This window comes from Photobacterium atrarenae, from assembly GCF_024380015.1.
In the GTDB taxonomy this organism is placed as follows: domain Bacteria; phylum Pseudomonadota; class Gammaproteobacteria; order Enterobacterales; family Vibrionaceae; genus Photobacterium; species Photobacterium atrarenae.
Genome location: NZ_CP101508.1, coordinates 3,175,811 through 3,190,462, shown reverse-complemented (window position 1 = coordinate 3,190,462; position 14,652 = coordinate 3,175,811). Strand labels below are relative to the sequence as shown.

Below are 14,652 nucleotides of genomic sequence, written 5' to 3'. Positions count from 1 at the left end.
GTTGCGGGCTGTTTTCGGCTTGGATGAATTATTTCTGGCTCGTAAAGATTGTGTTTCTCTTTTTGGCTGCAACTGGTTCATTTAAAAAACAAAGTTGCGAATAGGAAGACGTATGCAGGCGAGGAATGTATTCATTATGTCGCCTGGGTGACAGAAGTGTTATCAGGGTGTGCCTGTGTTGTGGTTTGCCCGGTATCAGCGTCGGCGGACCGAGATTCACAAGGAAGGCTGCTGATGCCTGGGGGGGAGTCTGCTACACTCTGCGTCTCTTTTCATCCCAGATACAAGTAAGACAGAAGTTATGACTCAGCACTGGCAACCTACTGCTTCGATCGCGCAACTGAAACAGCGCGCTGCGATTATTGCATCGATCCGTGATTTCTTTGCCCGCCGTGATGTGCTGGAGGTGGACACTCCGGCGATGAGCCAGGCGACGGTGACCGATATCCACTTGCACACGTTCCAGACTGAATTGGTCGGGCCGGGGTTCGCTTCAGGCCAGACGCTGTATCTGATGACCAGTCCGGAGTTTCACATGAAACGCCTGTTGGCAGCCGGCAGCGGGCCGATTTACCAGATTTGTAAGTCGTTTCGCAATGAAGAATCCGGCCGCTTCCATAACCCGGAATTTACCATGCTGGAATGGTATCGCCCGGGGTTCGATCACCATGCGCTGATGGATGAAATGGAGGCGCTGCTGCAGCGGGTGCTCCAGTGTGGCCGTGCTGAACGCATGACCTATCAGCAGGCCTTCTTGACGGTGCTGGGGCTCTGCCCGCTGACGGCCGATATGGACGCGTTGAAAGCAGCGGCCGGCCCACTCGGACTGGCGGATATTGCTGAGCCGGAGACCGATCGTGATACCTTGCTGCAACTGCTGTTCAGTGTTGGGATTGAACCGAAAATCGGCCAGCAGGCCCCGGCGTTTGTTTATGATTTTCCGGCATCACAGGCCGCGCTGGCGCAGATTAGCCCGGCGGATGAGCGGGTGGCTGAGCGGTTTGAAGTTTACTTCCAGGGGGTTGAGCTGGCGAATGGTTTTCATGAGCTGGCCGACGGCGACGAGCAACTGGCCCGGTTCGAAGCCGACAACCGCAAGCGGCAGGCAATGGGGCTGGCACCGCAGCCGATCGACCATCACTTGGTTGCCGCACTGCGGGCTGGTTTTCCGGATTGTGCCGGTGTCGCGCTGGGTATCGATCGACTGATCATGCTGGCGCAGAACTTGAGCCATATCGATCAGGTCACGGCTTTTCCGGTAACCATTGCCTGAGTCAGGCGCGATGGCAGCAGACCCTGAATGCGGCATGGCCGCACCGGGTTTTGCTGGCGCAAGCACGGGAACCCCGGCTTGAAAGCGGCCAAACACACTTTGCAGTATGGCCGTATCCCGCCAGAAGATACGGACTTTCTGATACAGGGAACAGCTGGTCGTTGTCGATGAGGCGACCGGTTAGGATTTCAAGGCGTCTTATCGAAACGGGCTGACTATAAGTCATTTTTGATTTAAATGCAAATGGTTCTCAGTTGTGTTTGTGGCTTCCGGCGGGCTAGCGGGTGACGATCAAGGCAGTCCCGATCACTGCCAGGGCTGCGCCGAACCAGGCACTTTGATTCGGCCGGTTGCCGGTATGCAGCCACAGCAGCGGCAGCACCATGATCGGCGTGGTTGAAGAGAGCAGCGCGACGGTGCCGACATCCCCATGGCGGAGCGCATACAGAATCAGGGTCATGCCGACGGCCATCGCCAGAAAACCATTGAGGGCGACCATGGCGAAAATCGGCCAGGTGATAGGATTGAGCGGGCGGAACAGCCGGGCGCCGGTCAGCCGCAGCAGGCTGTGTGCCGCGAAGGCGCTGGCCATACGCACGGCAGACGCCGCGACGGGATCAATCCCGCTTTGCATCACCGGTTTGGCAATGACTGCGCCGAGCGACTGACACAGGGCTGCCATGAGACCCAGTGCAATGGCAATCCACAAATTGCCGTGGATTGTTTCCCACAGATGGGTTTGCTGCTGGCCGAAGAAAATGGCACAGGCCACGCCGAGAAATACCGCCAGCCCCCCGATCAGTTTCCATCCGGCCAGAGTTTCCCCAAACAGCCAGATCCCCAGCAGTGCCGAAAAAACGGCATGGCAGGCGAACAGCAGGCCGCCCCGGCGGGGACCGATCCGGTTGAAGCAGGCAAACAGGGCCGTATCACCGATGAAAATGCCGACCAGCCCGGACAGCAGCATCATCCCGGCGCTCTCCCATTGTACCGTCCCCCAACCGCCGTTCAGCAGCGCCATCACTGACAGCATCCCGGTGACGCAGGCCATCCGCCAGCGACTGTAGGCAAAGGCGCCCAGATGACGCGAAGGTGTCACGGAAATCAGGCTGCTGAGTGCCCAGAGTGAGGCTGCACCGAGGGCAAACCATTCGGCGAGTGAGGCGGATCCGAGCATAGGTTGGTGACATTCCTTGTAACACTTGGCCGTCCGGGCCTGATCATGGAATGAGGATAATACCTCAGTCTGTTTGGGGGAGAAACGCTTGCGAGATGAGATTCATGCATTGGAGAGATGACGGCATTTGATGCACGATTTGGCCGTCTGCGAGTGATCCGGCGTATTGCCGGATCACTCGGGGTCGGGTTAAACGCGGAAGCGGGACATATCCTCGCGCATGGTTTCGGCAGCAGTATGGATTGCCTGACTGCTCTGATTCACGTTGCGGGTCTGCTCGGCCAGATGATCGGAGACATCTTTGATCGCCTGAGTGTTGCGGCTGATATCTTCACTCACCGCCCGTTGCTCCTCGGCGGCGCTGGCAATTTGGGTCGCCATATCGGAGATTTCGGTGATTGCGGTGGTGATTTGGGTCAGGCTGTCACTGGCCGCTGCCGCAAAGTCGACGCTTTGCCCGGCCAAGCCGGTGCTGGTTTCCATGCTGTCGACCGCCTGGCGGGTATTTTGCTGCAAGGTTTCGATCATGCTGCGGATCTCCTCCGTCGAATCGTGGGTGCGCTGGCTCAGCACCCGCACTTCATCGGCGACTACGGCAAACCCGCGTCCCTGCTCTCCGGCCCGGGCGGCTTCAATAGCGGCGTTGAGCGCCAGCAGGTTGGTTTGCTCGGCAATGCCCTGAATGGTGGAGAGGATCTGGTTAATGTTCTGGGCGTTGGCTTCGAGCTCATGGATGACTCCCGCAGCATCCTGAATCTGATCGGCCAGTTGGGTAATGGCGTTGCGGTTTTGACCGATGACGTGCTGACCGGCTTCGCAGGCGGTGGTTGAGGCCTGTGCGGCCGACGCGGTGAGTTCAGCATGGCTGGCCACTTCCCCTGAAGTTGCCGACATTTCGTGGATAGCGGTCGCGATTTGGTTGATGTCGTTCTGCTGCTCTGCCACTTTATGGTTGGCCAGCTCGGTTTGGCGGGCAGATTGCGCCGCCTGCTCACCCAGGGTGTGAGACTGGGTCACGATGTCTTTGATCATGTCTTGGATCTGGGCCAGAAAACGGTTCATGTGATCGGCCAGCTCGCCAATCTCATCCATACGCTCGATTTCAATCCGCTGGGTTAAGTCGCCGCTGCCCTGGGCCAGTTGGCGGACCGATTGGCTCAGGTTATTCAGAGGATTGAGCAGGCGGTTGATAATCATTGCGGCGGCCACGGCGATCACCAGGTAAAGTCCCAGCGAAGCCAGGCTAATGAAGGTGATCTGGCGGCTGATCCCGGCAAAGGCTTCGGCCTTGTCTTCGATCAGGCCCAGGGTCCAGTCAGTACCGGCAATGGGGACGGCGGAAATCAGTTTCTCCTGGCCATCGAGCGAAATGGTTCCGATGGTTTGATTGGCCTGAAGTTGGTTGAGCAGGGCCGGGGTCAGATCGTTGCTAAGACGGGTGATTGGCTGCTGGCTGAGCGCTTCGTCCCGGTAGGCAACAATATTGTGCTGGCCGTCGATCAGGAAGGCAAAGCCGCTGTTTTCGAGTTTCAGGTCAAGCACTTGCCGGATGATATGGCTGACGGTCAGATCCGCTGCCAGCACCCCTTGGTATTGTCCCTGAAACGGCTTGGCAAAACTGACCACCAAACTGCCGTCAAAGTCCTGGTAAGGCTCGGTGACAATGAGTTTGCCCGCGGTCATCGCATCCTGATACCAGGGGCGGGTGCGGGGATCGTAGTCGGCCGGCCAGTCTTCACTTTTATCACCGTAAGCGATACTGCCGTCATTAAAGCCGGCATAGACCGACAGGAAGTGGCCGGCACGTTTGGTCAGCAGCAGTTCGCGGTCGACGTTGTCCTGATTGGCGATCAGCGGCTCGTTGGCCAACATCATATCGCGCCGGGCACTGAGCCAGTCGCTAATATAGCGACTGGTCGCCTGGCCGATATCCCGCATCTGAGTGGTGACTGCGGTGGTGGTTTCCTGCTGGAGCTGGTTAATTGACAGCCAGGCCTGGACGGCACTGACCGAGGCGATAATCACCGCGATGGCGACTTGGATTTTAAACTTGATCGTATGCTTCATCTTGGGCTCTCACTTCATGGCCTGAGTATGGTTGTTCACAGGATGCCGTGGGTATCATGATTTTTATTGCATCGTGTTGGGTGCTTTATCGGCGAGTCGGAGCAATCATTGATGACTACTTCCGGGAATACCGTGATGTTGCTTACAAATCTTGTCCAAAGGCGGGGTCAGTGGCGGGGGAAGTGAAGGCAGTCACACTGCCTTCACTTCAGAATGGTACGGCTCTGAGTGCATATTGAGCGTGCTCAGGTCAGCAGCCAGGCACCGAGGTAGACGACGAACAGGCCGACCAGGCCGAGGATCACCCCGGTTTTCGCCATGTCTTTGCTTTCAATCAGCCCGGTGGAGTAGGCCAGGGAGTTCGGTGGGGTTGAGACCGGGAGGATCATGCCGAGAGAAGCCGAGAAGGCTACGACCACCAGCACGCCCTGCAGGCCGCCAATCGCGGCCAGGCTGTCCATCGAAACTGCCACGGCGGCGGCAATCGGCATCAGCAGGTTTGCCGTGGCGGTATTGGACATAAAGTTGGCCATCAGCCAGCAAATTAGCGACAGGGCCAGCACCACGGCAGCCGGCGACAGCACACTGTAGTCAATCGCATGCGCCAGGGCTTCGGCCAGCCCGGTCTGATCCAACCCCAGGCCAATCGCAATTCCCCCGGCAACCAGCCAGAGGACATCCCAGTTGATGAGCTTGAGCTCCTCTTTGCCCATAATGCCGGTCAGGGTAAACACGGCCAGGGGGATGATGGCGACGACATAGGTGTTCATGCCGTGCAGGGCGGTGGTGATCCACAGAATAATGGTCAGGGCGAAGGTGGTGTAGACGACGAAGGCCTGCCAGCTGCGCTGAAACTGTCCGTCCAGTTTCAGGGTCATTTGCTGCTGTGTCGACGGGAAGAGCTTTTGCAGCAGCCACCAGGCAAAGGTGAGCTGGAGAATCACAAAGGGCAGGCCGATCATCATCCAGCCGAGGAAGCTGATGCTGTGCTCTCCGGTCAGATATTGCAGGGCAATGGCGTTCGGTGGCGTGCCGATGGGTGTGGCGATCCCGCCGGTATTGGCGGCAATCGGAATACACAGCACCAACGCTTTGATCCCGGTATCCCCCTGGGGCACTGAGGCGACAATCGGCGCCAGCAGGGCCAGCATCATTACTGTGGTGGCGGTGTTCGACATGAACATGGAAAACACTGCGGTGATCAGCATCAGGCCCAGCATAATAAACCGGGGTTGGGTGCCGAACGGTTTGAGCAGCACCCGGGCCAGATTGTTATCCAGCTCATATTTGGAGGCGGCAATGGCCAGGGCAAAGCCACCCATAAACAGAATGATAATCGGCGATGAAAACGCCCCCAGAATCTCGGTGTAGGGGATGAGTTCGCCCATCGGATGGGCACCGGATTCGGCCCGGAACAGATGCATCCCTTTATCGGAAATCATGATGAGTTCCAGGGCGATGATTAAAATCGAGGTGGCGAACACCGGCACTGGTTCCAGTACCCAGAGCAGGGCGGCCAGGGCAAAAATTGCCAGCAGGCGGTGCTGGACCACGGTGAGGCCTTCGATGGGGATCAGTTCAATGGGAAGACAAGCGATGCTGAGCGGAATACCGAATGCAATCAGTAGTTTGGCAATCTGAGCAACGGAAAGATTGTTCATAGTGTGTTGGCTTGATTCTGCTATGGAATAGACAGCCAGCATACTATTTGTCCAGCGGGAATGTCTTCGCGCCGGTTAATATTCTGATATGAAAAAAGGGCGAAAATCGCCCTTTTTGCGTAAAAATGTTAACTGGTCACGCTTCTGAGGCCGCAACAGGTTTGAGTGTTGCATACGGCTGACCCATCCGGGTCGGTTGCCCCGGTTGCATCGTGTCGACAAATTCAACCATGTCTTTCGGGAACAGGTTGATCACCGTTGAGCCCAGTTTAAACAGCCCCATTTCTTCACCTTTTTTCAGTATGACGGCTTCGTCCCCGGTCGCCGGATAATCCCAACGACGAACCACAGGACCGGTCGGTGGTGTGATGGTGCCGGCCCAGACGGTATCCATGCTGCCGACGATGGTGGCGCCAACCAGCACCTGAACCAGGGGACCGTGAACGGTATCGAAGACACAAACAACCCGCTCGTTGCGCGCGAACAGGTTCGGTACGTTTTCCGCGGTCAGCGGGTTAACTGAGAACAGATCGCCCGGGACGTAAATCATCTGGCGCAAGGTCCCGTCGCATGGCATATGCACCCGGTGATAGTCACGCGGAGAGAGGTACAAGGTGGCAAAGTCACCGCCCTGGAATTCATCCGCCAGAGCCTGATCGCCGCCCAGCAATTCAACTGCCTCAAAGGTGTGGCCTTTGGCCTGGATCAGACGACCTTCAGTGATCGGGCCGCATTGGCTGACCATGGCATCTGCCGGGTGGGTAATGACCTCTGCCTGCTCTGCGATCGGGCGGGCGCCGTCTTTCAGCTCACGGATGAAGAAATCGTTGAACGTGGCGTAAGCGGCCGGATCCGGGTTGCGTGCTTCAGACATATCAACCTTGTAGCGGTTGATGAACCAGCGGATCACTGCGGTGGTCAGCTTGCCGCCTTTCAGGGCCGCCAGTTTACCCGCAACTCGGGTCAGAGCATGTTTCGGCGCGCAGTACTGCAGGCCGATCTTGAGATTATCGTTCACGGTATGAATTCCAGAAAGCGTCAATTAATCAACAACTTGATTACTCTTGTAACAAATAAAGAATAACCCGAACCGGGGATCATACCGAAAAGGCCCGGGAAAGTCAGTTTATTGCGTCGCGTTCTGCGGCCTGCCTCTCCGGGGCCCTGATGGGACGTGACTTTATTCCGGCTTGTTGCGTGAGAACTGACGGTTGGCAACATTTTCCGACATGCTGTCGATGATCCGGTGATAGCTCTCATAGCGCTCACGGCGGATTTTACCGTCTTCAACGGCTTCGCGGATCAGGCAGCCGGGATCATCCCCGTGTTTACAGTCGCGGAACTTACAGCCGCCGAGATAGTCGCGAAATTCGATAAATGCCTCGGTGACCTGCTCCGGCTCGAGGTGCCATAAACCGAATTCCCGCACGCCGGGGGAGTCGATCAGATCACCGCCATCTGGGAAGTGGTACAGGCGTGCTGCGGTTGTGGTGTGTTGGCCCAGGCCGGATGTTTCGGAGACATCTCCGATATCAGCATCCACTTCTGGCATCAGGGCATTGACCATACTGGATTTTCCGACTCCGGACTGGCCAGCAAAGATACTGATATGATCTTTCAGATCATCTCTCAGCGTAGCCATGCCCTCACCGGTTGTGGTGCTGACATAACGGATCTGATAGCCAATCTCTTCATACAGCGATAGCTGCTTTTCTACATCAGTACGTGCTTCCGGACTGAGCAGATCCACTTTGTTGAGGACAATCAGCGGCTCGACCCCGACCGTTTCCGCTGCAATCAGGTAGCGGTCGATAATGTTTAGCGAAAGCTCCGGGAGTACGGAAGAGACAATAATGATTCGGTTGACGTTGGCCGCCACGGCTTTGACCCCGTCGTAATAATCCGGGCGGGTCAGCATGGATTCGCGTTCATGTACGGCCTCGACAACGCCGGCGATCCCTTGTAGCGCCTCGACGCCCGGGCGCCAGACGACCCGATCACCGGAGACCAGGCTTTGAATGCTGCGTCGCAGGTTACAGCGGTGAATGATCCCGGTTTCCGGATCTTCAACATCGGCATGCTGGCCGAAGCGGGTGATCACCAGCCCTTCACGGGCAGATGCCAGCAGGGCTTCATCCCACTGGACGTCATCTTTTTCACGACGTAGTCGTTTGTTCTGGTTAGAGCGCACGCGGCGGCTCTGACCTTTGGTAAGCTTTTTCTTTTTTGCCACAAGAATATCGTTCAGTTGAGTTGGCTTACGGTAATATACCGGTTGGCAGCGATCGGGATTTGCGAAAAGTACGGATCACTGCACGGTTTGGTATTATCATACATGGTTTACTCTCAAAATAGGCAAAATCCAATGGCGATCAGCGAGCAGAATTTAATTTGGATTGATTTGGAAATGACCGGGCTAGATCCGGAACAGCATCAAATCATTGAAATCGCAACTATTGTGACTGATGCGCAGTTAAATATTCTGGCTGAAGGGCCGGTACTGGCAATCCATCAGTCAGATGATGAGCTGGCTAAAATGGATGACTGGTGTACCAAAACGCATACCAGTAGCGGCTTGGTTGAACGAGTCCGCCAGAGCAAGATTGATGAGGCTGAAGCCGTGCGCCAGACCATTGCCTTTCTGGAGCAATGGGTGCCGCAAGGTGCATCGCCAATTTGTGGCAACAGCATTGGCCAGGATCGCCGCTTCCTGTACAAACACATGCCTGAACTTGAGCAGTACTTTCATTACCGTTACCTAGATGTCAGTACGCTGAAAGAGCTGACCCGACGCTGGCAGCCTGAGTTGTTGAATGGATTTACGAAAAAGGGCAGCCACTTGGCGCTGGACGACATTCGCGACTCAATTGCCGAACTGCGCTATTATCGTGAGCATATTTTTAATATTTGATGATAAAATGGTCAGACGGGGAAAGATATACAGATTTTTTTGCAGAAGTATTGCATCCGGTAATTTTCCTCGTATAATGCGCAGCCTCGAAAGGCAATTGTCAAACAGTTGTTTTTGAAGACGGACGCGGGGTGGAGCAGCCTGGTAGCTCGTCGGGCTCATAACCCGAAGGTCGTCGGTTCAAATCCGGCCCCCGCAACCAATTCTCTGATGAGAATATGCGACATTAGCTCAGCTGGTAGAGCGCAACCTTGCCAAGGTTGAGGTCACGAGTTCGAACCTCGTATGTCGCTCCAGATTATAGCCTTCATCGTGCTTAACGGTGAGACAATACGGACGCGGGGTGGAGCAGCTTGGTAGCTCGTCGGGCTCATAACCCGAAGGTCGTCGGTTCAAATCCGGCCCCCGCAACCAATTCTCTGATGAGAATATGCGACATTAGCTCAGCTGGTAGAGCGCAACCTTGCCAAGGTTGAGGTCACGAGTTCGAACCTCGTATGTCGCTCCAGTTTATAGCTTTCATCGTGCTTAACGGTGAGACAATACGGACGCGGGGTGGAGCAGCTTGGTAGCTCGTCGGGCTCATAACCCGAAGGTCGTCGGTTCAAATCCGGCCCCCGCAACCAATTCTCTGATGAGAATATGCGACATTAGCTCAGCTGGTAGAGCGCAACCTTGCCAAGGTTGAGGTCACGAGTTCGAACCTCGTATGTCGCTCCAGTTTATAGCCTTCATCGTGCTTAACGGTGAGACAATACGGACGCGGGGTGGAGCAGCTTGGTAGCTCGTCGGGCTCATAACCCGAAGGTCGTCGGTTCAAATCCGGCCCCCGCAACCAATTCTCTGATGAGAATATGCGACATTAGCTCAGCTGGTAGAGCGCAACCTTGCCAAGGTTGAGGTCACGAGTTCGAACCTCGTATGTCGCTCCAAATTGATAGTTCTCATTGTACTGAACAATGACAGATGCGACATGAGCTCAGCGGGTAAGAGTGTTATCTTGCCAAGTTGAGGTCACGCCGGGCTCCTTGAAGATCAGGAACCTCGTATGTCGCTCCAAATTATAGCTTTCATCGTGCTTAACGGTGACGAATGCGACATTAGCTCAGCTGGTAGAGCGCAACCTTGCCAAGGTTGAGGTCACGAGTTCGAACCTCGTATGTCGCTCCAGATTATAGCTTTCATCGTGCTTAACGGTGACGAATGCGACATTAGCTCAGCTGGTAGAGCGCAACCTTGCCAAGGTTGAGGTCACGAGTTCGAACCTCGTATGTCGCTCCAAATTGATAGTTCTCATTGTACTGAACAATGACAGATGCGACATGAGCTCAGCGGGTAAGAGCGTTATCTTGCCAAGGTTGAGGTCACGCCGGGCTCCTTGAAGATCAGGAACCTCGTATGTCGCTCCAGATTATAGCTTTCATCGTGCTTAACGGTGACGAATGCGACATTAGCTCAGCTGGTAGAGCGCAACCTTGCCAAGGTTGAGGTCACGAGTTCGAACCTCGTATGTCGCTCCAAATTGATAGTTCTCATTGTACTGAACAATGACAGATGCGACATGAGCTCAGCGGGTAAGAGCGTTATCTTGCCAAGGTTGAGGTCACGCCTGGCTCCTTGAAGATCAGGAACCTCGTATGTCGCTCCAGTTTACAGCCTTCATCGTGCTTTAATGGTGAGACAATACGGACGCGGGGTGGAGCAGCTTGGTAGCTCGTCGGGCTCATAACCCGAAGGTCGTCGGTTCAAATCCGGCCCCCGCAACCAACAATTTCAGACAGTCTGGCGTTATTTTTATCATAACCCTCAGGCCGTCGACGGAAGCGCCGCCCGGATCAAACCCGAGCCCCGCAACCAATTCTCTGATGAGAATATGCGACATTAGCTCAGCTGGTAGAGCGCAACCTTGCCAAGGTTGAGGTCACGAGTTCGAACCTCGTATGTCGCTCCAAATCTTGCTGTCGCCATATTCGTGGTGATACGGCAAACTACTACTGTGAAGTAATAGTCCTATTTGCTACATTCCTCGACTAATCGATAAGCTCGTTGGTCTTGTGTGTCGCGCCAAAGTTCCGGAACAGTACAGTTCGGAACCTCAGGAAGCAGTCAGCTTCAAAGACATCATCAGATTGAGATAGAAACAGCCTGAATGGCTGTTTGTCTGTCTCTGATTATCAGGATGCTCTGTCAGTCAGCTCATAAAAGGCTGGTTCTTGGTAACGGTACATGCTCTTTGATTTTGTGGATACCCCTGATAGATTCAGGGACGTAGGCCAAGAAATCACTTCTCTTATCCAGAATCTCACCCCGCCAGAATGTAGGCTTTCTCTGGGCTTGCGGTGGTCTGGGTTGATCAATTCAATCCTTCGTGCACAGAGTTATCCACATCTGTTCAGTTGTGGGTAAGTCAGTTGATTACGTGTGCCGACCTCGTGTGAATAACTCTTTAACTCGCCTCTTTTTTTTCTTTTTCCTCATTTTTTTATCGACGATATCAACAGTCTAAATGATTGTTATGTCTGGGTTTTGTTGTATTTATCCAGAGATTATATACAGCCTGATCAATATGTATGCCAGTGGGATAACTGTTTTGATTGTGAGTATATTCGGCTGTGTTTAATCTTTTTGAGAATGGAAAATATTGAGAGAGATGAAATGGTTTTCCACATTTCCGGGGAAGGCCGATATTGCTCCCACTTTATGCCGTGTTGTCGGCGCTGCGGGAGCACGCCAGGTTGCTAGGCGTCGCGGGGCAGGCCTTTTTCGATGATCCGGACCAATCGCTTGGTTTTGTTTGGCAGGACTTCAATGACATGCGCCTGACGCTTGTCCCGCTGTTTGTCGAGTGCCCAGTGAATGTGTTCATCCAGCAGTTCACTTTCCCCCTGGCGCAGCTCCAGGGCTGCGATAATCTCTGGTTGATACGGTGCGTTACCCATGGCGATTGTCAGGTTGCGGAGCCATTGCCGGTGGCCGATCCGTCGAATGGCTGAGCCTTCGGTGTTTTTGAGAAACTGCGGCTCTGTCCACTGATACAACACATGCAGGGGCTGCTGGTAAAGCGTGTCCCGGCAGTGGTAGTCACGTTCATCGGTGATATCTGCATAGCGGTTAAACGGGCAGACCAGCTGGCAGTCGTCGCAACCGTAAATACGATTCCCCATCGGCTCGCGAAATTCTTCCGGGATCACCCCGTCGAACTCGATGGTGAGATAGGAGATGCAGCGTCTGGCATCCACGACGCCTTCTTCAACAATGGCACCGGTCGGGCAACTGGTCATACAGGCCATACACTTACCGCATTGATTGTCGACCGGCTGATCCACCGGCAGGGGCAAATCAACCAGCAGCTCCCCCAGAAAAAACCAGGAGCCTGCTTGCTCACTTAAGATCAGCGAGTGCTTACCGGTCCACCCTAAGCCGGCTTTTTCTGCCAGGGGGCGTTCTAAGATTGGAGCCGAATCAACAAAAGGACGGTAGCCAAAGGCACCGGCTGCTTGTTCAATGCGCTGACCCAGTTGTTTTAAGCGGTTACGGATGAGCTTGTGGTAATCCCGACCGAGTGAATAGCGGCTGATATAAGCCAGTTCTGGTTGCTTTAAGGTTTGGGCAAATCCGGCTTCAGGAGGCAGATAATTCATCCGCACGCTGATCACCCGTATAGTGCCGGGCAGGAGTTCATCGGGACGGGCACGCATCATGCCATGGCGAGCCATCCAGTCCATTTCACCATGATAACCGGCATCAAGCCAGCGTTGTAACTGAGCTTCATGTTGCTTCAGATCCACATCGCAGATCCCAACCTGTTGAAAACCGAGTTCTTTGCCCCATTGTTTAATGTTCAGGGCCAATTCGCTGTAGTCTATCGTCATTGTGGGTTTATGCTGTGTGGCTGAGTGTCAGGGGGCCGAAGTGTACCATAGTCACCAGTAATTGAATTAATCATAGAAGTCTCAGCACCCGCTTCAAGCTGTGGGGGATTTATGATTGTACCTGATGGCGGTTTTGGGCACTATTTGTACACTGCGAACGGATGTCTAGTGGGGCGTCTGAGGGGAACCAGAGGGAGCGGAGATGGTGACAACACAACTACCCACGTTGCTGTACCGGGCCGAGCAGGTTCGGCAAGGGGAGCAACGGGCAGCCCGGGCAGCTTCGCTGGAAATGTATCAGCTGATGGTTCGTGCGGGCGAGGCGGTCTTTTCGTTGTTAAGCCAACGTTATCCGCAATGCCGGTCTATTCTGATTTGTTGCGGCGGCGGAAATAATGGCGGGGACGGATATGTTGTTGCCCGGCTGGCGCTGGAGTGTGGTATGCAGGTCCGGTTATGGCAGCTCGGTGATGCGAACCGGCTCACCGGTGATGCGGTCCGGGCGCGGGATGCCTGGCTGGCTGCCGGCGGCCAGATCACCTCGCCGCAGTCGCAGGTTCCCGATGATGTCGACATGGTGGTCGATGCCTTGCTGGGAACGGGTCTGAGTGGCCGGGTACGCGAGGATTGCGCGTTATTGATTGCGCAGCTCAATCGGACTGACAAGCCAGTCTTTGCGGTTGATGTTCCTTCCGGTCTCTGCGCGGATACCGGCGCTGTGCTAGGCACAGCGATTCGGGCCGAGGCCACCGTGACGTTTATTGGCCTTAAACAGGGGCTGTGTACCGGCCAGGCCAGCCAGTATTGTGGCCAGCTTTATTTTGCCGGGTTAGGGGTCGAGCACACCTTCACCAATTGTACCGCGCCTTCTGCCTACCGGGTGGATCACGACGTTGTTCAGCGATGCCTGCCCCCGCGAGGGCGAACGGCGCATAAAGGAGACCATGGTCGGGTGTTGTGTGTCGGGGGCGATCTGGGGATGGCGGGAGCAATTCGGCTGGCATCCGAAGCGAGTGCTCGCAGTGGTGCCGGGCTGACAGCGGTGATCACCCAGTCTGACAATGTCTTGTCAATTGTGACTGCAAGGCCTGAAATAATGGTCCAGGGATGGCAGGATAAAGCCCACGAAATCCGTCAGCGGCTGGACTGGGCCGATGTTATTGTTCTCGGGCCGGGCCTGGGCCAGAGTGATTGGAGCAAGGCTCTGGTGTTTCATTTTGAAGACACCGATAAAAAAATGGTGATGGATGCCGACGGGTTGAACTTATTAGCCCTCTCACCAGACTATAAAAATAATCGTATAATAACGCCGCACCCGGGTGAAGCCGCCCGGTTGCTGGGCTGGACTGTGGCAGCGGTTGAAGCTGACCGGTTCACGGCCGTCCGGCAGTTGCAGCAAAAATTTGGTGGTGTAGTGGTCCTCAAAGGGGCCGGTACGCTGATTGATGATGGCAGGCAGTGCTGGATTTGTACTGCCGGTAATCCGGGAATGGCAACGGGCGGTATGGGAGATGTACTGTCTGGGATCATTGGGGCGCTGGCAGCGCAGGGACTGTCCTTGCTCGAAGCAGCTTGCACTGGCGTGTGGCTCCACAGTACCGCGGCTGATTTATGTGCCTGCGACGGTGAGCGCGGCATGCTGGCCAGTGATCTGTTTCCGTATCTTCGCCAACTGGTTAACCCAAGATAAA

At 55.1% G+C, this 14,652-nt stretch carries 9 protein-coding genes and 16 tRNA genes; 19 read left to right on the top strand and 6 right to left on the bottom strand.

Annotation, left to right across the window (positions count from 1 at the left end; genetic code table 11):
- Positions 1 to 301: 301 nt before the first annotated feature.
- The gene (gene epmA, locus NNL38_RS14860) at positions 302 to 1,273 is read left to right on the top strand and encodes an elongation factor P--(R)-beta-lysine ligase (RefSeq protein WP_255388772.1); all 972 of its coding nucleotides are present in this window, start codon (positions 302 to 304) and stop codon (positions 1,271 to 1,273) included.
- Positions 1,274 to 1,550: 277 nt separating this feature from the next.
- Here epmA and NNL38_RS14855 read toward each other — a convergent pair whose 3' ends face one another.
- The 5 genes from NNL38_RS14855 to rsgA form a co-directional block, all read right to left on the bottom strand.
- Positions 1,551 to 2,450, bottom strand: a complete 900-nt coding sequence (locus NNL38_RS14855; RefSeq protein ID WP_255388771.1) for a DMT family transporter — start codon at positions 2,448 to 2,450, stop codon at positions 1,551 to 1,553.
- A 189-nt stretch (positions 2,451 to 2,639) separates the two neighbouring features.
- A complete protein-coding gene (locus NNL38_RS14850) occupies positions 2,640 to 4,517 on the bottom strand; it encodes a methyl-accepting chemotaxis protein (protein ID WP_255388770.1) in 1,878 nt (625 codons plus the stop codon).
- A gap of 245 nt (positions 4,518 to 4,762) precedes the next feature.
- Entirely contained in the window at positions 4,763 to 6,178 is a 1,416-nt protein-coding gene (locus NNL38_RS14845; protein ID WP_255388769.1) for an SLC13 family permease, read from the bottom strand.
- Positions 6,179 to 6,314: 136 nt separating this feature from the next.
- Entirely contained in the window at positions 6,315 to 7,196 is an 882-nt protein-coding gene (gene asd / locus NNL38_RS14840; protein ID WP_255388768.1) for an archaetidylserine decarboxylase, read from the bottom strand.
- 162 nt (positions 7,197 to 7,358) lie between these two features.
- Positions 7,359 to 8,411, bottom strand: coding sequence for a small ribosomal subunit biogenesis GTPase RsgA (rsgA, locus tag NNL38_RS14835; protein ID WP_255388767.1), 1,053 nt, complete (start codon positions 8,409 to 8,411; stop codon positions 7,359 to 7,361).
- 132 nt (positions 8,412 to 8,543) lie between these two features.
- Here rsgA and orn point away from each other — a divergent pair, with 132 nt between their 5' ends.
- From orn to NNL38_RS14750, 17 genes are all read left to right on the top strand, one after another.
- On the top strand, positions 8,544 to 9,089 hold the full coding sequence (gene orn, locus NNL38_RS14830; protein ID WP_255388766.1) for an oligoribonuclease: 546 nt from the start codon (positions 8,544 to 8,546) through the stop codon (positions 9,087 to 9,089).
- 125 nt (positions 9,090 to 9,214) lie between these two features.
- A tRNA-Met gene (locus NNL38_RS14825) sits at positions 9,215 to 9,291 on the top strand.
- A gap of 18 nt (positions 9,292 to 9,309) precedes the next feature.
- Positions 9,310 to 9,385 (top strand) — tRNA-Gly (locus NNL38_RS14820).
- Positions 9,386 to 9,426: 41 nt separating this feature from the next.
- A tRNA-Met gene (locus NNL38_RS14815) sits at positions 9,427 to 9,503 on the top strand.
- Between the two features lie 18 nt (positions 9,504 to 9,521).
- Positions 9,522 to 9,597, top strand: a tRNA-Gly gene (locus tag NNL38_RS14810).
- A 41-nt stretch (positions 9,598 to 9,638) separates the two neighbouring features.
- Positions 9,639 to 9,715, top strand: a tRNA-Met gene (locus tag NNL38_RS14805).
- Between the two features lie 18 nt (positions 9,716 to 9,733).
- Positions 9,734 to 9,809: transfer RNA gene (locus NNL38_RS14800), tRNA-Gly, on the top strand.
- A 41-nt stretch (positions 9,810 to 9,850) separates the two neighbouring features.
- A tRNA-Met gene (locus tag NNL38_RS14795) sits at positions 9,851 to 9,927 on the top strand.
- A gap of 18 nt (positions 9,928 to 9,945) precedes the next feature.
- Positions 9,946 to 10,021: transfer RNA gene (locus NNL38_RS14790), tRNA-Gly, on the top strand.
- Positions 10,022 to 10,057: 36 nt separating this feature from the next.
- Positions 10,058 to 10,148: transfer RNA gene (locus NNL38_RS14785), tRNA-Gly, on the top strand.
- A gap of 35 nt (positions 10,149 to 10,183) precedes the next feature.
- Positions 10,184 to 10,259, top strand: a tRNA-Gly gene (locus NNL38_RS14780).
- A gap of 35 nt (positions 10,260 to 10,294) precedes the next feature.
- Positions 10,295 to 10,370, top strand: a tRNA-Gly gene (locus NNL38_RS14775).
- Positions 10,371 to 10,406: 36 nt separating this feature from the next.
- Positions 10,407 to 10,498: transfer RNA gene (locus NNL38_RS14770), tRNA-Gly, on the top strand.
- Positions 10,499 to 10,533: 35 nt separating this feature from the next.
- A tRNA-Gly gene (locus NNL38_RS14765) sits at positions 10,534 to 10,609 on the top strand.
- 36 nt (positions 10,610 to 10,645) lie between these two features.
- A tRNA-Gly gene (locus NNL38_RS14760) sits at positions 10,646 to 10,737 on the top strand.
- A 42-nt stretch (positions 10,738 to 10,779) separates the two neighbouring features.
- Positions 10,780 to 10,856: transfer RNA gene (locus tag NNL38_RS14755), tRNA-Met, on the top strand.
- Between the two features lie 108 nt (positions 10,857 to 10,964).
- Positions 10,965 to 11,040 (top strand) — tRNA-Gly (locus NNL38_RS14750).
- 787 nt (positions 11,041 to 11,827) lie between these two features.
- Here the strand turns inward: NNL38_RS14750 and queG are convergent.
- Positions 11,828 to 12,961 carry a tRNA epoxyqueuosine(34) reductase QueG gene (gene queG, locus NNL38_RS14745; protein WP_255388765.1) on the bottom strand — a complete coding sequence of 378 codons (1,134 nt, stop codon included), beginning with the start codon at positions 12,959 to 12,961 and terminating at the stop codon, positions 11,828 to 11,830.
- A gap of 202 nt (positions 12,962 to 13,163) precedes the next feature.
- Here queG and NNL38_RS14740 point away from each other — a divergent pair, with 202 nt between their 5' ends.
- The gene (locus NNL38_RS14740) at positions 13,164 to 14,651 is read left to right on the top strand and encodes an NAD(P)H-hydrate dehydratase (protein WP_255388764.1); all 1,488 of its coding nucleotides are present in this window, start codon (positions 13,164 to 13,166) and stop codon (positions 14,649 to 14,651) included.
- Position 14,652 lies beyond the last annotated feature (1 nt).

Excerpts from the sequence above, each read along its gene's own strand:
- epmA (WP_255388772.1), top strand. The coding sequence starts at position 302 with ATGACTCAGCACTGGCAACCTACTGCTTCGATCGCGCAACTGAAACAG.
- NNL38_RS14855 (WP_255388771.1), bottom strand. The coding sequence starts at position 2,450 with ATGCTCGGATCCGCCTCACTCGCCGAATGGTTTGCCCTCGGTGCAGCC.
- NNL38_RS14850 (WP_255388770.1), bottom strand. The coding sequence starts at position 4,517 with ATGAAGCATACGATCAAGTTTAAAATCCAAGTCGCCATCGCGGTGATT.
- NNL38_RS14845 (WP_255388769.1), bottom strand. The coding sequence starts at position 6,178 with ATGAACAATCTTTCCGTTGCTCAGATTGCCAAACTACTGATTGCATTC.
- orn (WP_255388766.1), top strand. The coding sequence starts at position 8,544 with ATGGCGATCAGCGAGCAGAATTTAATTTGGATTGATTTGGAAATGACC.
- queG (WP_255388765.1), bottom strand. The coding sequence starts at position 12,961 with ATGACGATAGACTACAGCGAATTGGCCCTGAACATTAAACAATGGGGC.
- NNL38_RS14740 (WP_255388764.1), top strand. The coding sequence starts at position 13,164 with ATGGTGACAACACAACTACCCACGTTGCTGTACCGGGCCGAGCAGGTT.